This window comes from Microbacterium testaceum (genome assembly GCF_029761935.1).
GTDB classification, from domain to species: Bacteria; Actinomycetota; Actinomycetes; order Actinomycetales; family Microbacteriaceae; genus Microbacterium; species Microbacterium testaceum_A.
Map to the genome: position 1 here is coordinate 3,275,134 of NZ_CP121699.1, position 20,362 is coordinate 3,295,495.

General features: G+C 70.0%; 19 protein-coding genes. 9 read left to right on the forward strand and 10 right to left on the reverse strand.

From position 1 onward, the window contains the following. Positions 1 to 17: 17 nt before the first annotated feature. Positions 18 to 1,127, reverse strand: coding sequence for a carbohydrate ABC transporter permease (locus QBE02_RS15710; protein WP_279366540.1), 1,110 nt, complete (start codon positions 1,125 to 1,127; stop codon positions 18 to 20). Further along, positions 1,124 to 2,368, reverse strand: coding sequence for a sugar ABC transporter substrate-binding protein (locus tag QBE02_RS15715; protein ID WP_279366541.1), 1,245 nt, complete (start codon positions 2,366 to 2,368; stop codon positions 1,124 to 1,126). The genes QBE02_RS15710 and QBE02_RS15715 overlap by 4 nt, the downstream gene beginning before the upstream one ends. A gap of 250 nt (positions 2,369 to 2,618) precedes the next feature. Between QBE02_RS15715 and QBE02_RS15720 the strand changes: the two genes are divergently transcribed. After that, complete coding sequence (locus QBE02_RS15720; RefSeq protein WP_279366542.1) at positions 2,619 to 3,617, forward strand: LacI family DNA-binding transcriptional regulator; 999 nt, start codon at positions 2,619 to 2,621, stop codon at positions 3,615 to 3,617. A gap of 34 nt (positions 3,618 to 3,651) precedes the next feature. Here the strand turns inward: QBE02_RS15720 and QBE02_RS15725 are convergent, their stop codons facing one another. Continuing rightward, positions 3,652 to 4,425: an IclR family transcriptional regulator gene (locus tag QBE02_RS15725; protein WP_279366543.1), complete on the reverse strand. Its 774-nt coding sequence runs from the start codon at positions 4,423 to 4,425 to the stop codon at positions 3,652 to 3,654. Between the two features lie 61 nt (positions 4,426 to 4,486). Between QBE02_RS15725 and hutH the strand changes: the two genes are divergently transcribed. The 3 genes from hutH (at position 4,487) to hutI (ending at position 9,131) form a co-directional block, all read left to right on the forward strand. Further along, positions 4,487 to 6,037 (forward strand): histidine ammonia-lyase, encoded by a 1,551-nt coding sequence (hutH, locus tag QBE02_RS15730; protein WP_279366544.1) that lies wholly within the window; start codon positions 4,487 to 4,489, stop codon positions 6,035 to 6,037. A 44-nt stretch (positions 6,038 to 6,081) separates the two neighbouring features. Further along, positions 6,082 to 7,866, forward strand: coding sequence for a urocanate hydratase (locus tag QBE02_RS15735; RefSeq protein WP_279366545.1), 1,785 nt, complete (start codon positions 6,082 to 6,084; stop codon positions 7,864 to 7,866). 89 nt (positions 7,867 to 7,955) lie between these two features. Further along, on the forward strand, positions 7,956 to 9,131 hold the full coding sequence (gene hutI, locus QBE02_RS15740) for an imidazolonepropionase (RefSeq protein WP_279367909.1): 1,176 nt from the start codon (positions 7,956 to 7,958) through the stop codon (positions 9,129 to 9,131). Between the two features lie 31 nt (positions 9,132 to 9,162). On the opposite strand, the gene QBE02_RS15745 is transcribed toward hutI, so the two are convergent. From QBE02_RS15745 to QBE02_RS15770, 6 genes are all read right to left on the reverse strand, one after another. Next, positions 9,163 to 9,627: a SixA phosphatase family protein gene (locus tag QBE02_RS15745; RefSeq protein ID WP_074696712.1), complete on the reverse strand. Its 465-nt coding sequence runs from the start codon at positions 9,625 to 9,627 to the stop codon at positions 9,163 to 9,165. Then, positions 9,624 to 10,631: an arginase family protein gene (locus tag QBE02_RS15750; RefSeq protein ID WP_279366546.1), complete on the reverse strand. Its 1,008-nt coding sequence runs from the start codon at positions 10,629 to 10,631 to the stop codon at positions 9,624 to 9,626. The genes QBE02_RS15745 and QBE02_RS15750 overlap by 4 nt, the downstream gene beginning before the upstream one ends. Then, entirely contained in the window at positions 10,628 to 10,978 is a 351-nt protein-coding gene (locus QBE02_RS15755) for a gamma-glutamylcyclotransferase family protein (RefSeq protein WP_056229800.1), read from the reverse strand. Before QBE02_RS15755 ends, QBE02_RS15750 begins: the two co-directional genes overlap by 4 nt. A 77-nt stretch (positions 10,979 to 11,055) precedes the next feature. After that, positions 11,056 to 12,330 carry a DUF445 domain-containing protein gene (locus QBE02_RS15760; RefSeq protein WP_279366547.1) on the reverse strand — a complete coding sequence of 425 codons (1,275 nt, stop codon included), beginning with the start codon at positions 12,328 to 12,330 and terminating at the stop codon, positions 11,056 to 11,058. Next, the gene (locus QBE02_RS15765; RefSeq protein WP_279366548.1) at positions 12,330 to 13,490 is read right to left on the reverse strand and encodes an acyl-CoA dehydrogenase family protein; all 1,161 of its coding nucleotides are present in this window, start codon (positions 13,488 to 13,490) and stop codon (positions 12,330 to 12,332) included. Before QBE02_RS15765 ends, QBE02_RS15760 begins: the two co-directional genes overlap by 1 nt. 73 nt (positions 13,491 to 13,563) lie before the next feature. Further along, positions 13,564 to 14,316, reverse strand: a complete 753-nt coding sequence (locus QBE02_RS15770) for an alpha/beta fold hydrolase (RefSeq protein WP_279366549.1) — start codon at positions 14,314 to 14,316, stop codon at positions 13,564 to 13,566. A 72-nt stretch (positions 14,317 to 14,388) separates the two neighbouring features. Between QBE02_RS15770 and QBE02_RS15775 the strand changes: the two genes are divergently transcribed. After that, the gene (locus QBE02_RS15775; RefSeq protein ID WP_074696714.1) at positions 14,389 to 14,793 is read left to right on the forward strand and encodes a pilus assembly protein CpaE; all 405 of its coding nucleotides are present in this window, start codon (positions 14,389 to 14,391) and stop codon (positions 14,791 to 14,793) included. Between the two features lie 51 nt (positions 14,794 to 14,844). Here QBE02_RS15775 and QBE02_RS15780 read toward each other — a convergent pair whose 3' ends face one another. After that, complete coding sequence (locus QBE02_RS15780; RefSeq protein ID WP_279366550.1) at positions 14,845 to 16,050, reverse strand: MFS transporter; 1,206 nt, start codon at positions 16,048 to 16,050, stop codon at positions 14,845 to 14,847. Between the two features lie 386 nt (positions 16,051 to 16,436). Here QBE02_RS15780 and nrdH point away from each other — a divergent pair, with 386 nt between their 5' ends. The 4 genes from nrdH to nrdF are packed head-to-tail and all read left to right on the forward strand — an operon-like array spanning position 16,437 to position 20,290. Then, a complete protein-coding gene (gene nrdH, locus QBE02_RS15785; RefSeq protein WP_056228987.1) occupies positions 16,437 to 16,670 on the forward strand; it encodes a glutaredoxin-like protein NrdH in 234 nt (77 codons plus the stop codon). A 28-nt stretch (positions 16,671 to 16,698) separates the two neighbouring features. Beyond that, on the forward strand, positions 16,699 to 17,139 hold the full coding sequence (gene nrdI, locus QBE02_RS15790; RefSeq protein WP_056228982.1) for a class Ib ribonucleoside-diphosphate reductase assembly flavoprotein NrdI: 441 nt from the start codon (positions 16,699 to 16,701) through the stop codon (positions 17,137 to 17,139). Further along, on the forward strand, positions 17,121 to 19,277 hold the full coding sequence (nrdE, locus tag QBE02_RS15795; RefSeq protein ID WP_279366551.1) for a class 1b ribonucleoside-diphosphate reductase subunit alpha: 2,157 nt from the start codon (positions 17,121 to 17,123) through the stop codon (positions 19,275 to 19,277). The genes nrdI and nrdE overlap by 19 nt, the downstream gene beginning before the upstream one ends. A gap of 38 nt (positions 19,278 to 19,315) precedes the next feature. Continuing rightward, a complete protein-coding gene (nrdF, locus tag QBE02_RS15800) occupies positions 19,316 to 20,290 on the forward strand; it encodes a class 1b ribonucleoside-diphosphate reductase subunit beta (RefSeq protein WP_279366552.1) in 975 nt (324 codons plus the stop codon). Positions 20,291 to 20,362: the final 72 nt, after the last annotated feature.

The window sequence follows — 20,362 nt, forward strand, 5'->3', positions numbered from 1 at the left end:
GGGAGAGGCCGTGGCGGTCATCGCTGCACCCCCTTCTGCGCGGGCATCTCGTACTGGCGCAGGCGTCGGCGCGAGACCGGGCGGTCGCGCAGCACGAAGCGCTGCAGGATCGTGAGGGCGACGATGATGACGAAGAGCACGAACGCGATCGCCGCGCCCTGCCCCCACTGCTGCGACAGGAAGGCCGAGGAGTAGCTGAGGTAGGCGGGCGTCAGTGTGGTCTTTCCGGGGCCGCCCTGGGTGCCGGTGTAGATCTGGTCGAACACCTGCCACGTGCCGATGAGGCCCAGCGTCAGCACCGTGAACAGCACGGGCTTGAGTTGCGGCAGGGTCACGCGCCAGAAGCGCTGCCACCCGTTCGCGCCGTCCATCATCGCGGCCTCCTGCACGTCGGCGCCGATGTTCTGCAGGCCCGCGATGAACAGCAGCATGAAGGTTCCTGAGGTGGTGAACACGGCCATGAGGATGAAGGCCGACATCGCGACCGAGGGTCCGGCGAGCCAGTCCCACCACGAGACGCCGAGCATCGTGTTGCCGGTGAGAAAGGCCGGACCGCTGGTGATGCCCACGGCTCCGAGGAGGTTGTGGACGACGCCCGAAGGATCGCTGAACCAGTTCGGTCCGTTGATGCCGAGCCACGACAGCACCTCGTTGACGGCACCGGATGCCGAGAAGAGGAAGAGCCACAGCACGGTGATGGCCACCGAGCTCGTGACCGAAGGGAAGTAGAAGGCGGTGCGGAAGAGGCCCCGTCCGCGCAGGACCGCGCGGTTGACGAGCACAGCGAGGAAGAGCGACAGCGCGGTCTGCAGCGGCACGACCAGCAGCACGTACCAGGCGTTGTTGCGCAGCGCCGTGCCGAAGTCGCGCTCGGCGAGCCCGCCGCCGGTGGTGACCGCGGCGTAGTTGTCGAGGCCGACGAAGCCGACGTTGGACGAGAAGGGGCTGCCGCGCCCGGTCCAGTCGGAGAAGCTCACCCACAGTGCCATGAGCACGGGGACGAGCAGGAACACGCCCAGGATGATCAGCACGGGGGCGGTGAACAGCCAGCCGGCGGCGGCCTCGCCGCGCCGGATCCCCGGGGAGGAGGATCCGGCGCGACGCGGCGCTGAGGTGAGAGCACTCATGGCTGCGTGGTGATGGCCTCGAGGTTGGATTGCGCCGTCTTCAGCAGCGCCTGCGGGTCACCGGTCTTCAGTGACTCCAGCTGAGCGTTGAAGTCGGTGATGACGTCGGCGGCGCCGGCCATGTTCGGCGGGAACTGCGCGTACTCGGCACCGGAGAGGAACGCCGTGAGGTCGGGGTTCGCGGTGCTCCACGCGTCGGCGGCCGACTGGATCGAGGGCATCGGGCCGAAGGCCTTCGAGAACGCCAGCTGCTGGTCGGTCGAGGTCAGGAACTCGACGAGCGAGCGGGCCTGCTCCTGGTTGCCGCTGTCGGCGGCCATGCCCCAGCAGTTGGTGAACTGCAGCGTGCCCTTGCCGCCGGGACCGGCGGGCAGCTCGGCGACCTTGTACTTCACGCCGGGGTAGTCGGCCGACATCGCGCCGGTGATCCAGTTGCCCTCGATGACCATCGCGGCCTTCTGGGTGCCGAACGCCTCGCCGCCCCAGCCCGCCCCCACATCGGACGCGAAGGCGAACGTGCCGTCGTTCAGGTGCGTCTTGACGTAGTTCAGCGCCTCGACGTTGGCGGAGCTGTCGGCGGTGGCCTTGCCGTCGGTGACGAGCCCGCCGCCGGCCTCGGCCATGAACGCGCCCACGCGCTGGTACTCGGCACCGAACGCGAGACCGACGCGGCCGTCGGTGGTGAGTTTTTGGGCGACGGATGCCAACTGGTCCCAGGTCGTGGGCACATCGGCATCCGTGAGCCCTGCCGCCGACCAGAGGTCGGTGTTGATGATGAGGGCCAGGGTCGAGAAGTCCTTGGGTGCGCAGAAGAACTTCCCGTCGACGGTGAAATTGTCGACGAGCGAGGGATAGAAGTCGTCCTTGTTCGCCAGGTCGTCGCCGTAGGCGGCGATCGAGCCGTTCGCGGCGTAGCCGGCGAGGGCCTCGGGGGCGAGGTAGAAGAGGTCCGGCGGGGATCCTGCGGCGAAGCCCTGCGAGAGCTGCTGGGGGAGGTCGTTGGCGGTCTGGACCTCGGCCTGCACGCCCGACTGCTGGCTCCAGGCGGCGACGGCGTCGGTGACGGCCTTGGTCTCGGCGTCGCCCGAGGAGCCGATGAGGATGCTCAGCTTGCCCGAGCCCGAGGCCTGGGACTCGCCGGGGGTGTCGTTGAAGCCCGAGCCGCACGCGGTGAGCGTGAGCGCTCCGGTGGCGAGTAGTGCGCCGGCGGCGAGCCAGTTCCGGGCGGTGTGCCGTGTCATGTGTCTCTCTCCTTCGATGAGGCATGCGACCCCTCCGGGTGCTCGGAGGGCCGTCCCTTTTGATCGTTCAAATGACGGTTCGACTACGGTAAAGAACGGCGGTGTTTCCTGTCAAGCGGTTGCTCGCCCCCTTAGGCTGTCGGTCTGACCGTCAGGCCTGCACGCGCGTCGGCGCGGAGCGCGCCGGCGTCGGAGGATCTGAAGAACCGGATGCCGCGGGGCACCGGCCACGGCACGGGGGAGACGAGGCATGGCGAAGGCGCCCACCGTCGACGACGTCGCACGCGTCGCCGGCGTCTCGCGGCAGACCGTGTCGAACGTCGTGAACACCCCCGACATCGTGCGCGAGGCCACCCGCCTGCGCGTCGAAGCCGCGATCGCCGAGCTGGGATACCGCCCTCACGCCGCCGCCCGTCGCCTGCGCACGCGTCGGAGTTCCACCATCGGCATCCATCTCGATCCGTACGCCGGGGGGATCTCGGGCGTCGTGCTCGACCGCTTCGTGCACGCCCTCACCGAACGCGCGGGCGAGCGCGACATGCGCGTGCTGCTGTACGCCGCGCGCACCCCCGAAGAGGAGATCGCGCGCCTCGGCGACCTGCTGGAGGGGGGAGAGGTGGATGCCGTCGTCATCACCGGCACCTTCCACGGCGACCCGCGCACGGGGTGGCTGCTCGAGCGCGCCCTGCCGTTCGTGTCGTTCGGACGGCCGTGGGGCGAGGATGACGTCGAAGCTCCCGCGCACCTCTGGGTCGATGTGGACGGAGCGGCCGGCACGGGCGCCGCGACCGCGCACCTGCTCGGTCAGGGTTCTTCGCAGATCGCCTTCCTCGGCTGGCCGGGCGGATCCGGCACCGGCGACGAACGCGAACGCGGATGGCGCGAGAGCGCGGCTTCGGGACCGCGGTGGGTCGTCGAAGAGAACGTCTCGGCCGCACGCGACGTCGTCGCCGCAGGGCTCGCCGCGGACCCGGGAGTGACGGGCATCGTGTGCGCGAGCGATTCGCTCGCGATCGGCGCACACCTCGCCGTCACCCTCGCCGGCCGCCCCGACATCACGGTCATCGGCTTCGACAACACCCCCGCGGTGGAGGCGCTCGGCCTGTCGAGCGTCGAGCAGTTGCCCGAGAAGGTGGCATCCGGAGCGCTCGACCTGCTCATGGGCGAGAACGGCACGGTCGTCGCCCCCCGCGCCCCGACGGCGGGAGCTGCGCACGTGCTGGTGGAGCCGCGGCTGGTGGTGCGCTGACGCGCTGCGGTGGTGCGCCGGGGCGGCACCCGCCTCAGGCGTGCCGGCCGATGCGACGGGCGAGCTCGGCGGCGGTTCCGGATGCCGCTGACGCCAGTGCCGCGGCCTCGCGCGGCGGGCCGTCGGCCGGCCACGTGATCGCGACGGCCGCGGCGGGCCACCCGGCGTGATCCAGCACCGCGGCGGCGACGGAGCGGAATCCGGGCGTCACCTCGCCGTTCTCGCTCGCGTGGCCGTCTGCCCGCACCAGCCGAAGCACCTCGCGCAGTTCGCGCGGGGTCGCGGGGCCGGCGCCGTGGCGTTGGGTGAGGGCCGTGGCATCCGGGAACAACGCCCGCACCTGCTCGCGAGGAAGCGCCGCGAGCATCGCCCGACCCGTCGCGGTGAGGTGCGCGGGCAGGCGCACGCCCACGTCGGTCACGAGCGCGGGGCGACGCGGGGCGCGCTCTTCGACGATGTACAGCACGTCGCGGCCGGCCAGCACGGCGAGGTGCGCGGACTCGCCGACCCGGTCGGAGAGCCCTGCCAGCAGCGGCCGGCCGAGGCGGGCGAGGGGTTGCTGCCGGGCGTAGCCGCCGCCGAGCTCGAACGCCGCGGTGCCGAGACCCCACCGTCGATCGCCGGGCAGGTGCACGACGTAGCCGTGCTGTTCGAGGGTCGCGAGCAGGTGATAGACGCTCGAGCGGGGGATGCCGAGGGTCGTGGAGATCGACTGTGCGGCCATCGGGCCGGGCTGGCGCGCGAGCAGCGAGAGGATCCGCAACGTCTGGTCGGCGGCGGGGACCTGCGGACGGGGAATGTCTGACATGGCAGACACAGGATGCCAGAACCCCGTCGTTCCGGGGCGCTCGGCGCGGTGGAATCGGCGTATGAACACGAGCGTCACCGTCGGATCCCAGCCCCTCACCCCCCAGGACGTCGTCGCCGTCGCGCGCCACGACGCGCGGGTGACGGTGAACGACGACGCTCTGCAGCGGGTGGCCGACACCCGCGCCCTCATCGAGGGGCTCGCCGACGACCCGCAGCCGCATTACGGGATCTCGACCGGCTTCGGTGCGCTGGCGACGACCTTCATCGCCGAGGACCGGCGCGCCCAGCTGCAGGCGAGCCTCATCCGCTCGCACGCCGCTGGCACCGGCTCCGAGGTGGAGCGCGAGGTCGCGCGCGCCCTCATGCTGCTGCGCCTGCAGACCCTCGCGACCGGCCGAACCGGCGTGCGACCGATTGTCGTCGAGACCTACGCCGCCGTGCTCAACGCCGGGATCACCCCCGTCGTGCGCGAGTACGGCTCGCTCGGCTGCTCGGGTGACCTCGCTCCGCTGTCGCACGTGGCCCTCGCGGTGATGGGCGAGGGGGAGGTGCGCGATGCCACAGGTGACCTGCGATCCGCCGCCGACGCGCTCGCCGCCGCGGGGATCGCCCCGGTCGCCCTGCGCGAGAAGGAGGGCCTCGCCCTCATCAACGGCACCGACGGCATGCTCGGCATGCTGCTGCTGGCCCTGCACGACCTCGAGATGCTGCTCACCACAGCCGACGTCTCGGCGGCGATCTCGATCGAGTCGCAGTTGGGGACGGATGCCGTGTTCGCGGCCGACCTGATGGCGCTCCGCCCGCAGCTCGGCCAGGCGGCATCCGCGGCGAACCTCCGCGCGTTCCTCGCCGGCTCGCCCATCGTCGCGAGCCACCGCGGGCCCGAGTGCACGCGCGTGCAGGATGCCTACTCGCTGCGCTGCGCGCCCCAGGTGCACGGCGCCGCGCGCGACACGATGACCCACGCGGCGCAGGTCGCCGAGCGCGAGCTGGCCTCCGCCGTCGACAACCCTGTCGTCACCGTCGACGGGCGCGTCGAGTCGAACGGCAATTTCCACGGCGCTCCCGTCGCGTACGTGCTGGACTTCCTCGCGATCGCGGTTGCCGACGTGGCGTCGATGTCGGAGCGCCGCACCGACCGCGCGCTCGACGTCGCGCGGAGCAACGGGCTGCCGCCTTTCCTCGCCGACGAGGTGGGGGTCGACTCGGGCCTGATGATCGCGCAGTACGCCGCCGCGGGAATCGTGTCGGAGCTCAAGCGACTCGCTGCCCCCGCCTCGGTCGACTCGATCCCCTCGAGCGCCATGCAGGAGGACCACGTCTCGATGGGGTGGGCGGGTGCCCGCAAGCTCCGTCGCGCGATCGACGGGCTCGCCCGCGTGTTGGCGATCGAAGTGCTGACCGGATGCCGTGCCCTCGACCTGCGCGCGCCTCTCCAGCCCGCGGCGGCCACCGGCGCCGTCCGCGACCTCGTCCGTATGCGGGTCGAGGGCCCCGGCCCCGACCGCTTCGTCTCGCCCGAGATCGAGGCGGTCACCGACCTCGTCGCCTCGGGCGCGGTGGCCCGCGCCGCGCTCGCTCGCATCCCCGGCGGGGCCGTCACCGCGTAGGCCGCGTCCGCCCCGACCATCCGCCCGATCGAAGGAGATCCGCCATGACCGACACGACAACGACCGGCGCGACGCCGGTTGACATCTCGCCCAAAGTCGGCACCTCAGAACCGAGCGCCGGATCGGCGGTGGAGCCGGGAACGGACACCGCGACCGCAGCGATCGCCGGGGTCCCGGCATCCGCTCCCCGCTCTCCGATCCGCGCGGCGCGCGGCTCCGAGCGCACCGCGAAGAGCTGGGGCGCCGAGGCCGCCAAGCGCATGCTCATGAACAACCTCGACCCCGAGGTCGCCGAGCGTCCCGACGACCTGGTCGTCTACGGCGGCACGGGCCGGGCCGCGCGATCGTGGGAGGCGTACGACGCGATCGTGCGCACGCTCGACGAGCTCGAGCCCGACGAGACATTGCTCGTGCAGTCGGGCAAGCCGGTGGGCGTATTCCGCACGCACGAGTGGGCGCCGCGCGTGCTCATCGCGAACTCGAACCTCGTGGGCGACTGGGCGACGTGGCCCGAGTTTCGCAGACTCGAAGAGCTGGGGCTCACGATGTACGGGCAGATGACGGCCGGGTCCTGGATCTACATCGGCACGCAGGGCATTCTGCAGGGTACGTACGAGACGTTCGCGGCCGTCGCCACCTCGCTCGGCCGCGAGTCGCTCGCCGGCACCCTCACCCTCACCGCCGGGTGCGGCGGCATGGGCGGGGCGCAGCCGCTCGCCGTGACGATGAACGGGGGAGCGGTGCTCATCGTCGACGTCGACCGCACGCGTCTCGACCGCCGCGTCGCCCACGGCTACCTCGACGAGGTCGCTTCCGATCTCGACGCGGCCATCGAACGGGTGACCGCGGCACGCGAGGCGGGTGAGGCGCTGTCGGTCGGCGTCGAGGGCAACGCGGCCGAGGTGTTCCCGGAGCTTCTGGCGCGCGGCATCCGGATCGATATCGTCACCGACCAGACCAGCGCGCACGACCCGCTGTCGTACCTGCCGGTCGGCGTCTCGGTCGACCAGTGGCAGGCCGAAGCCGCCCGTGACCCCGAAGACTTCACCCGCCGCGCGCGCGAGAGCATGGCGGCCCACGTGAAGGCGATGGTGGGGTTCCAGGATGCCGGGGCGGCGGTGTTCGACTACGGCAACTCGATCCGCCGCGAGGCGGAGCTCGGCGGCTACGACCGCGCGTTCGCGTTCCCCGGTTTCGTGCCCGCGTACATCCGTCCGCTGTTCGCCGAGGGCAAGGGGCCGTTCCGCTGGGTCGCGCTCTCGGGTGACCCCGAAGACATCGCCAAAACCGACCGCGCCGTGGCCGAGCTCTTCCCCGAGGACGCAGCGCTGCACCGCTGGCTCGACAAGGCGGGAAAGCAGGTGCAGGTCGAGGGCCTGCCCGCGCGCATCTGCTGGCTCGGCTACCAGGAACGCCACCTGGCGGGCCTCAAGTTCAACGAGATGGTGGCCGCGGGCGAGCTGTCGGGACCCATCGTGATCGGCCGCGACCACCTCGACGCGGGGTCTGTCGCCTCGCCCTACCGCGAGACCGAGGCCATGGCCGACGGCTCGGACGCCATCGCCGACTGGCCCCTGCTCAATGCCCTGCTGAACACCGCGAGCGGAGCGTCGTGGGTGTCGATCCACCACGGCGGTGGGGTGGGGATCGGCCGCAGCATCCACGCGGGACAGGTGTGCGTCGCCGACGGCACCGAGCTCGCCGCCGAGAAGCTCGCCCGCGTGCTCGTCAATGACCCGGGCACCGGAGTCATGCGCCACGTCGACGCCGGCTACGACCGCGCTCGCGAAGTCGCGGCCGAGCGCGGCCTGACGGTGCCGATGTGGTGAGCGCTCCCGCGCTGACCGGTGCCGATGTGGTGAGCGCTCCCGCGCTGCCCAGTGGCGAGGCGGGGGCCGACGGAGCCGAACGCGCGTTCCTGCTGACGAACGTCGGCGAGCTCACCACCAACGTCCCCGTCGCGGGCGACCCCTGCGGAACGCTGCGCGACGCGGCGGTCCTCGTGCGCGCGGGGCGCGTGGAGTGGACGGGGCTGACGACCGAAGCTTCGGATGCCGCGGGCCTCACCGCCGACGCGAGGATCGAGGTGATCGATGCCGGCGGTCGCGCCGTGATCCCCGGGTTCGTCGACAGCCACACGCACCTCGTCTTCGGCGGCGATCGGGCCGAGGAGTTCGCAGCGCGCATGGAGGGGAAGCGGTACGCGGCGGGAGGGATCCGCACCACCGTCGCCGAGACACGGTCCGCCTCCGACGACGAACTCCGCCAGCGCGTGCGCTCCCTCGTCGCCGAGTGTCGCGCGCAGGGAACGACGACGCTCGAGATCAAGACGGGCTACGGCCTCGACGTCGCGACCGAGCTGCGGCTCGCGCGACTCGCCGCGGAGGTCACCGACGAGGTCACGTTCCTCGGCGCCCACGTCGTCGCGCCCGAGTTCGCCGGGCGCGCGGACGAGTACATCGACCTCGTGGTGGGCGAGATGCTCGACGCCGTGTCGCCGCTCGTCCGCTGGGTCGACGTCTTCTGCGAGACCGGCGCGTTCACGGCCGCCCAGAGCCGGCGCGTGCTCGAGGCGGGCCGGGCGAAGGGGCTCGGCATCCGGGTGCACGGAAACCAGCTCGGCGCCGGGGACGGGGTGGCACTCGCCGTGTCCCTGGACGCCGCCTCCGTCGATCACTGCACCTTCGTCTCGGATGCGGACGTGACCGCGCTCGCCGCATCCGACACCGTCGCGACCCTGCTGCCGGGGGTGGAGTTCTCGACGCGCCAGCCGTACCCCGACGCGCGGCACCTTCTCGACGCGGGAGTGATGGTCGCGCTCGCGAGCGACTGCAATCCGGGATCGAGCTTCACCAGCTCGATGCCGCTCATGATCGCCCTCGCCGTGCGCGAGATGGGGATGACGCCTGCCGAGGCGGTGTGGGCCGCCACCGCGGGCGGTGCGCGAGCACTGCGGCGCACGGATGTGGGCGTGATCCGTCCCGGCGCGCGCGCCGACCTCGTGCTGCTCGAGGCCCCGACCCGCGTGCACCTCGCCTACCGGCCGGGTGTGCCCCTCGTGCGGACTGTGTGGAAGGACGGGGCCGAGGTCTGAGACAGGGCGGGCGGACGGCGGGTGGCCGGCCTCAGGGCGTCAGCAGTTCGAACTCGTCGGGAGGGGTGGCGTCGACGTCGTCCCACGTTCCCTCGTGCCACGTGAAGATCGCCACCGCGCACGTGACCATGCGCTCATCGCGATCGGCGAGGCGCGACACCAGGGCGCTCATCCCGGGGTCGTGAGCGACCACCATCACCTCGTCGACCCCTGCGGCGCGCGCGGAGGCGAGCAGCTGCGCGGGCTCGGCGAGATAGAGCTCGGCGTGCTCGACGACCTCGGCATCGAACGCGCGAGCGAACGCCTCGGCGGTCTGTCGGGCGCGCAGCGCCGTGCTCGAGAGCACGACCTCGGGGCGGACGCCCTTGCGCACGACGGTCCGGGCCATCGCCGGTGCATCGCGTCGGCCGCGGTCGTTGAGGGGACGGTCGTGGTCGTCGAGACCCTCGTCGGCCCAGTCCGACTTCGCATGCCGCGCCAGAACCAGTTGGATCATCGTCTTTCCGCCATTCCTGCCAGGAGCTCCAGAACGCACAGCGCGGCCAATCGCACGGTGCGGGCGTCGGGAGTGTCTGCCGTGGCATCCACCTCGACGATGTCGGCGCTCGTCACGCCGGGGTCTCGGGCCAACCCGCGCACGAGGGCGCGCAACTCCCAGGCGGCGAGTCCGCCCGGGACGCTCGCGGGGCAGCCCGGGGCGACCGAGCGGTCGCACACGTCCACATCGATGTCGAGGTGGATGCCGGAGGCCGCTGCCGCGGCATCGCCCGGCGCGGGGGCGGAGATCCGGGTCGTCGGGTCACCGGTCGGGGACGCGACCGCGTGGCCCTCCGCCCACCCCACGGGTCCGTTCGCCGGCGATGCGCCCGTGCCGCGGGCGATGCGCAGCGACTCGGCGACGACCTCGTCGATGCCGCGGCGACGCACCTCGTCGAGCGTGATGACGGTGATGCCCGCGTCGAGAGCGCGCTGCGCGTACGCCGCCGAATTCGCGAAGTCGGCGATGCCGATCTGAACGATGCGGCGCGGGTCGAGACCGTCGGCGATGAGTCGCCGCACGGGGGAGCCGTTCGACTCTCCGTCGCGGAGATCGAAGTGCGCGTCGAGGGTGATCAGACCCCCGACTCCGCGTCCCTGGGCGACACCGTAGGTGGCGGAGTTGTCTCCGCCGAGGGCGATCACCAGACGGGCCGCCGAGAGCGCCGCCACGGCTGCGCGCACGCGCGCCTCGCCGTCACGCCCGTCGGGGTCGTCGACGTCGCCGGCGTCCACGATGGTCAGTGCGGCGGTGAGATCGAGAGGCGGGGGGCCGAGCACCGTCGGCGAGAAGCGCCGGAGAGCCTCGCGCACGGCCGCCGGTGTCTCGCCCGCGCCGGTCGGGGAGAGGGACGTGCGCCACGCGGGGACCCCGAGCAGGACGGCATCCGGCGCCGTCTTCTCATCGGGGGCGGGCCAGTCCCCGGCGCGCGGCCAGAGCGGGTCGACGGACAGGGCGCTCATGCGGCCACGTAGACCCAGGCGCGGATGCCGCTGGCCAGGACGACGGAGGCGCGGCGGTAGAGCGAGACCTCGTACTCGTCGGCGGCGTCGAGTTCTTCGGGCGTCACGCGCAGCACGCGTCCGAACACGCGGTCGCGGGGGTCGTCGGTGCGGCGCAGGATCGGGTGCCGGTCGAGGCCGGACAGGCGCGCAACCCCTTCGTCGGCGATGTCGGTCCACTCGAGGCGGTAGCCGGCCAGGGCGTCTTCTGCGCCCTCGACGCGATGCCCGAAGGTGTCGAGCTGCACCTCGGGCAGCTGCAGCGTCCCGTAGGTGAAGAGGGACTCCGTGCCCGAACCGTCGCTCACGCGCACCAGGCTACTCACGCGGCGGCGGCGAGGGGCGGCGTGACGCGAGCAGTTTCGGCCAGCGAGTGCGCGAACCGTCATGATCCCCACACCAGGTGGGCGACCGTGAAGATCACCAGGCCTGCGAGAGCACCGACGATCGTGCCGTTCAGACGGATGTACTGCAGGTCGCGCCCGACCATGAGCTCGATCTTCTCGGTGGTCTCTTCGGCGTCCCAGCGTTCGACGGTGTCGGTGATGATCGACGCGATGTCGTGCCGGTACCGCCCCACGACGAACACCGCCGCATCGGTGACCCAGCCGTCGACCCGCTTCTGCAAGGCCTCGTCGCGCTGCAGGCGGACGCCGACCTCGGCGAGGGCGGCGGAGGCGCGGCGACGCAGGGCGCTCTCAGGGTCGGCGAGCGAACGCAGGAGGCCGGCCTTGGCGGTGTTCCAGGCGTCGGCCGCCAACTGCCGCACCCGCGGGCTGTCGAAGACCGCGGCCTTCGCCTCTTCGAGACGCACCATCGTCGCCGGGTCGTGCTGGAGGCTGTCGGCCAGTCTCCCGAGATAACCGTCGATCGCACCGCGCGCCTGGTGCCGAGGATCGGCGCGCACCGCATCGACGAACTGCACCGCTTCGCGGTACACGGTGTCGTCGACGAGCCGTGCGGCCATGCTGGGCACCCAGGCCGGGAGTCGACGCGAGACCAGCCCCTGGAACGTGTCGCGGTTGTTGCCGAGCCAGATCGCGATGTTGTCGAGGGCGAGATCCACGGCGCCGTGGTGAGCGCCCGAGCCGACGACGCGTTCGAGCCATCCGCCGATCGAGGGGCCCCAGTCGGGGGAGAGGAGATGTTCGCGGGCGAGGTCTTCGATGAGACCCTGCACGTCGTCGTCGCTCAGCGCGGTGAGGACGCTCGACGCGAGCGTCGCGCCCTCGGCGGCCACGCGCTCGGCGTGTGCGGGATCGGTGAGCCAGGCCCCGGCCCGCGCCGAGAGGGGCGTGGACTCGAGCTTGGTGCGCACGACGTCGCCCTCGAGGAAGTTCGTCTCGACGAACTCGCCCAATTGGCGCCCGATCTCGTCTTTTCGTCGCGGGATGATCGCCGTGTGCGGGATGGGAAGGCCCAGCGGGTGCCGGAACAGCGCGGTGACCGCGAACCAGTCGGCCAGGGCGCCCACCATGCCGCCCTCGGCCGCCGCGCGGACGTACTGCAACCACTCGACCTCGCGCTGCAGCGAGAACGACACGGCGAAGACGAGGGCCATCGCGATCAGCGCGCCGAGAGCGACCCCCTTCATCACCCGAAGAGCGCGGCGGCGCTCCTGGTCGGCCGGGCTCAGCGCCCGGGTCGGCGTGCGCGCCATCAGTCGGTCACCGGCCCGAGCCAGGCCGTCGCCGCGGTGGAGTGCGCCGATTCGGAGTCGGAGGGGTGGAACATGCCGGCGAGGACGTCGCGGTACAACCGGCTGAGCTCGTGGCGTGAGAAGTACGCCGAACCGCCGCCGACGAGGATGGCGTCGTCGACGACCTCTTTCGCCATGGCGACGGCGCGATACTTCACGCCCGACAGCAGGGTGAACCAGCGCGCGCCGTGGTCGACGAGGGTGTCGACGTCGGAGGCGAGCGAGGCCAACTGCGGCGGGAGCGCGTCGTACGCGAGCGCCATATCGGCGACGCGCCACCGGATGTCGGGGTCGTTCGCATAGGTGGTCCCGGTCTTCTTGGATCGGCGCGAGGTCGCCGCCTCGACCGCGAGCTCGATGGCCCGCCGCGCAATGCCCGTGTAGACGGACGCCAGCAGGATCTCGAAGACGGCGAAGATGCCGAACACGAGGGGATCGGGCTGGGGCCCCGGGACGACGCGGCGGATGACCCGGTCGGCCGGAGCGTGTGCACCGCGAAGCTCGGTCGTGCGGCTCTGCGTGCCGCGCATGCCGAGGGTGTCCCAGTCGTCGCGGGCGACGACGTCGTCGCTGCGGTCGAGGAACGCGAACACCATGCGGGGGCCCTCGGGCGAGGTCTCATCGAGCCCGTGCACACCGAGGTGGTCCCAGACGGGGGACAGCGAGGTGAAGATCTTCGTCCCCGTGAACGTGTAGCCGCCCCGCCCGTCAGGGCGAGCCTCGGTGTCGCTGCCGAACAGGACCAGGTCGTTGCCCGCCTCGCTGATACCGAAGGCGAACACCTCGCCCGCGGCCGCGCCGCGCTGGACGAAGGCGAGATCGTCGAGCCCACGATCGCTCAGCACCTTCGCGACGCCGGTCCACACGAGGTGCATGTTCACCGCCAGGGCCGTGGCGGGCGCCGCCCCGGCGAGGCGCTGCTGCAGGAGCGACGCCTCGGCGAGACTCAGCCCCGTGCCGCCGAGTTCGCTGGGCACCAGGATGCCGAGATACCCGGCCTTCCGCAGCTCGTCGAGGTCGTCATGAGGGAACGTGTTCTCGCGGTCGTGCACCACGGCGCGCTCACGGATGCGCGCGAGCAGGTCGTCGGGCAGGTACCGAGCCGGATCGAACGAGGTCATGGCATCCATTCTGCTCGGCCCCACCGACATCGCGGGCGGGGTGGCATCGCGCCGCGAAACGCGTATGCGCGGGTCAGCGCAGGGCGTCGAGGACGGCGGCCACCGCGGCCTCCGGCCGGTCGCGATGCGGAGAGTGACCGGCGCCGTCGACGACGCTCATCGTCACGACGGGGTTGCGGAGGACCTCGGCCGCGAGCTCGCCCGTGAAGATCGAGTGCACGGCGGGATCGGCTCCGACCACGTGCGTCGGCACCGACAGCGCGGCCGCCGCCGCGCGCACGTCCCACGCGGCGTTCTGCAGGCTCGTCTGCTCGACGGCCCACCGGCTCGCGCGCGTCGTCGCTCGTGCCTTCAACTCGACGTCGATCGGGTGCCAGTCGGGATGCGCGGCCCGGACGGCGGCGACGCTCGGGTCGTCGAACGACTGCTCCTGGCTCGCGCGGACGATCGCGCGGTCCTCCTCCGACAAGAGGATGGCCGGGTCGACGAGCACGAGGCGACGGGTCCACCCCGGGCTCTCGGCCGCAGCGAGGGTCGATGCGGCGCCGCCGAGGGAGTGCCCGACGACCGCATCCCACGCCCCTCCGTGCGAAGGCGTCGTCCCGCGCAGATCAGCCGCGTACGCCGACAGGCGGTAGTCGAGGGTGCGCGGTGCGTCCCCGTGCCCGCGGAGGTCGACGGCGACGGCGCGCCACCCCGCTTCGGCCAGCGCGACGCCGTACCGCCACATGAGGGCTCCGTCGGAGCCGAGTCCGTGGGCGAGCAGGGCCTGCGGTCCGTTCGGGTCGCCCCAGGCGAGCTGCGGGAGGGTCACGGGAGAGGACATGGCATCCATCTTGCTCCGTCCGCGCGCAACGCCGCCGACCCGTCGTCACAGAACGCCCCCAGAATGGATGCCATGATCTCAACCGAGATGGCCCAGGCCCTGCGCGAGGCCGGATTGGTGTGGCATCCGCGATCCGGTGACCGCTTCCAGCTCGACGAACCGGAGTTCGAGGCCGATGTCTTCACCGTGAGCGACATGACGGTGGAGCCGCGCGACTACCCCACGGGTCGGATCCTCGCCTTCAACGGCACGACGGAGTGGGCGCTCGACTCGGTCGCGACCGAGGATGCGCTGTGGCTGCCGTCGGAGTCGCAGCTGCGCGAGATGCTGCGCTCGACCTTCCGCTCCCTGCGCCGACTGTCCGACACCTACGAGGTCGAGATCTCGATCGGCGGGTCGACGCTGGTGTTCGACCACCCGGCCCCGGCGGATGCGTACGCACTCGCCGTGCTCGAGCTGCTGCGACGCACGCACTGACCCGCCCGTCGGGGCGTTCCGACACGGGATCCCGCGCACCCCGGCATCCACTCAGGTGATGGTGTGCACCGGCTCGGTGTCGGGGATGGGGCTCGCGTCGCGGTGGCGGAGATCGGGGAATCCCCGGACGAAGACCGCGGCGACGACGAATCCCAGCGCCGCGAATCCGGCTGCGGCGACGTATGCGCCGGTCGGGCCGACCCCGTCGACGAGGAAGCCCGCCACGGCCGAGCCCGCGGCCGCGCCGATGAGCTGACCCGTGCCGATCCAGCCGTAGGCCTCGGCCGTCTCGCTGAAGCGGACGCTCGCCGAGGTCATGGCGAACATCACGGCCAGCGCCGGTGCGATGCCGGCACCGGCGACGAGGAGGGTCGCACCGATCCACCACGCGTTGAGCGAGAAGACGGTGAGAGAGAGCCCGAGGGCGACGATCGCGAAACGTCGGGCCATCGCCCAAGGGCCGATGGGGATGTGGCCGAACGAGAGGCCACCGGCGAGACTGCCGACGGCGAAGACGGCGAGGATGAGACCCGCCTCGAGCCCGCCGTGGTCGAAGGTCGCGACGACGCCCGCTTCGACGGCCGAGCACGCGCCGATCAGGAGGAACCCGGTGGCGGTGGCGAGGATGACCGGCGGTTTCGCCAGGACGCGACCGAGCCCGCGGCGGCTGCGCGGGATGCGCACGCGACCGACCTCGGGGCTGAGGATGAACCACGCGCCCCCGCCGAGGAGGATGACCACGACGAGGAGCAGACCCGGGACGGTGCCGACCTGCGTCGCCACGAGGGTGATGAGCACCGGTGCGAGGACCCAGATGATCTCTTGCAGCGAGGCGTCGAGCGAGTACAGCGGGGTGAGCCGCTTCGAGTTGACCATCTTGGGGTAGATGGTGCGGACCGCCGACTGCACGGGCGGGGTGGAGAGGCCGGCGATGAGACCGAGCACCATGTAGAGGGGGAGCGGCATCTCGATGAGGGCGAGGGTCGCGATCGCCGCCGCGCACACGAGGAGCGTGACGGTGAGTACGCGGCGCATGCCCCAGATGCCCATCCAGCGGCTGGTGACGGGGCCGGCGACGGCCTGGCCGATGCTTGTGGCGGCCAGGACGAGGCCGGCGGCGCCGTACGAACCGGTGACGTGCTCGATGTGCAGGAGCACGGCGAGGCTGGTCATGCCGTTGGGGAACCGCGCCGTCAACTGCGCGGCGATAATGCGCCCCACGCCTGGGGTTCGGAGGAGTTCGCGGTAGCCGGCCACCGGATAACGCTACAGCCGACCTCCGACATGCGCCGAGGCCCCGTCCGGTCGCCGCGTCGCGACACGCCGCGACACGCCCACGGACGTTTTCGCCCGCCTGTGCAATGTCGGAACCCCCGTCTAGCGTCCGACCTGTGGACAGACATCGAGCGGAGCCGCGAGAACCGCGGAATCGCGCCTGTTAAGAACACCCGGGAAGGGGGTCGATCTGTGGATGAAATCGTGGACAACCTGTGTTGTACATGGGGAGAGACGGTGGAAAATCACACTGATGTAACTACTACCCCTTGTGGTTCCTTCCGATGTCCGTCCCCATATGTAGTATTGAGGTCCCGGCTGGCCCTGCCCGCCCGGACACAGTTTTTCCAGGGGAGAGAGAGAACGACATGGCGATCACGGTCTACACCAAGCCGTCCTGCGTCCAGTGCACCGCGACCTACCGCGCACTCGACTCGAAGGGCATCGAGTACAACGTGCTCGACCTGTCCGAAGACCCGACGGCGCTCGAGCAGGTCAAGTCGCTCGGGTACCTTCAGGCACCCGTCGTCGTCACCGACGAGGACCACTGGTCGGGCTTCCGCCCCGACAAGATCGACGAGCTCGCTTCGCGCCTCGCCTGATCCGGCGACAGGCTCTCAGACCACCGTCATGAGCACTGTCCTGTCGGCGACCGAGGCTCCGCTGCTGGTCTACTTCTCGAGCGTGTCGGGCAACACCGCGCGTTTCATCGAGAAGCTCGGCAAGCGGGCCGTGCGCATTCCGCTGCGGCCGACCGATCCGCCCCTCCACGTCGACGAACCCTTCGTGCTGGTCACCCCCACTTACGGTGGGGGTGCCGGCCGGGGCGTCGAGAAGGGCGCGGTCCCCAAGCAGGTCATCCGGTTCCTCAACGAGGAGCGGAACCGACGCAACATCCGCGGGGTCATCTCCGCGGGGAACACGAACTTCGGCGATGCCTTCTGCCTCGCCGGCGACATCATCAGCCGCAAGTGCGCCGTGCCGCACCTGTACCGGCTGGAAGTATTCGGCACGCCCGACGACGTCGAGCGGGTCACCGAGGGATTGGAACGATGGTGGAAGTTGAGCTGACCGACGTGGACTTCAAGACCGAGGCGCGATTCGAGGGAATGGATTACCACGCCCTCAACGCGATGCTGAACCTGTACGACGCCGACGGCAAGATCCAGTTCGACGCCGACAAGCGGGCGGCGCGGGAGTACTTCCTGCAGCACGTCAACCAGAACACGGTGTTCTTCCACTCGCTCAAGGAGCGCCTCGACTACCTCGTCGAGAAGGAGTACTACGAGCCCACCGTGCTCGAGAAGTACTCGATGGACTTCATCCAGGAGCTCAACGACCGCGCCTACGGCGCGAAGTTCCGCTTCGAGACCTTCCTCGGCGCCTTCAAGTACTACACGAGCTACACGCTCAAGACCTTCGACGGAAAGCGCTACCTCGAGCGCTTCGAGGACCGCGTCGTCATGACCGCCCTCGCCCTCGCCGACGGCGACCCCCGTCTGGCCGTCCAGCTCGTCGACGAGATCATCTCGGGCCGCTTCCAGCCGGCCACGCCCACGTTCCTCAACGCGGGCAAGGCGCAGCGCGGCGAGCTCGTGTCGTGCTTCCTCCTGCGCATCGAAGACAACATGGAGTCGATCGCCCGCGGCATCAACTCCGCGCTGCAGCTTTCCAAGCGCGGCGGCGGCGTGGCCCTGCTGCTGTCGAACATCCGCGAAGCGGGTGCGCCGATCAAGCAGATTGAGAACCAGTCGTCGGGCATCATCCCCGTCATGAAGCTCCTCGAAGACAGCTTCAGCTACGCCAACCAGCTCGGAGCGCGTCAGGGCGCCGGCGCGGTGTACCTCAACGCCCACCACCCCGATATCCTCCGCTTCCTCGACACCAAGCGCGAGAACGCCGACGAGAAGATCCGCATCAAGACGCTGTCGCTGGGTGTCGTCATCCCCGACGTCACCTTCGAGCTCGCGAAGAACGGCGAGGACATGTACCTCTTCTCGCCGTACGACGTCGAGAAGGTCTACGGCAAGCCGTTCGGCGACATCTCGGTCACCGAGAAGTACCGCGAGATGGTCGACGACCCGCGCATCAAGAAGACGAAGATCAACGCGCGCGAGTTCTTCCAGACCCTCGCCGAGATCCAGTTCGAGTCGGGCTACCCGTACATCATGTTCGAGGACACGGTGAACAAGGCCAACCCGATCGCCGGTCGCATCAACATGTCAAACCTGTGCTCCGAAATCCTGCAGGTCAACACGCCGACCACGTACAACGAGGACCTCTCGTACGACACCATCGGCAAGGACATCTCCTGCAACCTCGGTTCGATGAACATCGCCCTTGCGATGGACGGTGGCGACCTCGGCCTCACGGTCGAGACCGCGATCCGGGCCCTCACCGCCGTCAGCGTGCAGAGCCACATCGCCTCTGTGCGCTCGATCGAAGACGGCAACGACCGCTCGCACGCCATCGGTCTCGGTCAGATGAACCTGCACGGTTACCTCGCTCGTGAGCACGTCTACTACGGCTCCGAAGAGGGCATCGACTTCACGAACATCTACTTCTACACGGTGCTGTTCCACGCGCTGCGTGCCTCGAACCGCCTCGCGATCGAGCGCGGCACGGCCTTCGACGGCTTCGAGAACTCCACCTACGCGTCGGGCGAGTTCTTCGACAAGTACACCGACCAGGTGTGGGAGCCGCAGACGGCCAAGGCGAAGGAGCTCTTCGCCGGGGTTCAGATCCCCACGCAGGACGACTGGCGTGAGCTGAAGGCTTCGATCCAGGCGCACGGTATCTACAACCAGAACCTGCAGGCCGTACCCCCGACCGGCTCGATCTCGTACATCAACAACTCGACGAGCTCGATCCACCCGATCGCCTCGAAGATCGAGATCCGCAAGGAAGGCAAGCTCGGTCGCGTCTACTACCCGGCTCCGTTCATGACGAACGAGAACCTGGAGTACTACCAGGACGCGTACGAGATCGGCTACGAGAAGGTCATCGACACGTACGCCGCCGCGACGCAGCACGTCGACCAGGGCCTGTCGCTGACGCTGTTCTTCAAGGACACCGTCACCACCCGCGACATCAACAAGGCGCAGATCTACGCGTGGCGCAAGGGCATCAAGACCATCTACTACATCCGTCTGCGTCAGCTGGCGCTCGAGGGCACCGACATGACCGAGTGCGTCTCGTGCATGCTCTGACCCGCTGACCACCCATCGATCAAGGACACAGGAACGACATGGCTGAGAAGCTGCAGTTGCTGAACCACGTGCAGGCCATCAACTGGAACCGCATCCAGGACGACAAGGACCTCGAGGTCTGGAACCGTCTCGTGAACAACTTCTGGCTGCCCGAGAAGGTGCCGCTGTCGAACGACATCCAGTCGTGGAACACGCTCACCCCCGATGAGCAGACGCTCACGATGCGCGTGTTCACGGGGCTCACGCTCCTCGACACGATCCAGGGCACGGTCGGCGCCGTCTCGCTCATCCCCGATGCGATCACCCCGCACGAGGAGGCCGTCTACACGAACATCGCGTTCATGGAGTCGGTGCACGCGAAGAGCTACTCGTCGATCTTCTCGACGCTGTGCTCGACGAAGGAGATCGACGAGGCGTTCCGCTGGTCGACCGAGAACGAGTTCCTTCAGAAGAAGGCGCGCATCGTCATGGACTACTACCGTGGCGACGACCCGCTCAAGCGCAAGGTCGCCTCGACCCTGCTCGAGTCGTTCCTCTTCTACTCGGGCTTCTACCTGCCGATGCACTGGTCGAGCCGCGCCAAGCTCACCAACACGGCAGACCTGATCCGCCTCATCATCCGCGACGAGGCCGTGCACGGGTACTACATCGGCTACAAGTTCCAGCGCGGTCTCGAGACGGTCGACCAGGCCCGTCGCGACGACATCAAGGACTACACGTTCTCGCTGATGTACGAGCTCTACGACAACGAGGTGGGGTACACGCAGAGCCTGTACGACTCGGTCGGACTGAGCGAAGACGTGAAGAAGTTCCTTCACTACAACGCGAACAAGGCGCTGATGAACCTCGGCTACGAGGCGATGTTCCCCGCGTCGGTCACGAACGTGAACCCCGCGATCCTCTCGGCCCTGTCGCCGAACGCCGACGAGAACCACGACTTCTTCAGTGGCTCGGGTTCGTCGTACGTCATCGGCAAGGCCGAGGCGACCGAGGACGACGACTGGGACTTCTGAGTTCCGACGCCCACGACGAAGCCCGCCCCGCATCGCGCGAGGGCGGGCTCCGTCGTTCCCTCCGCCGTCACC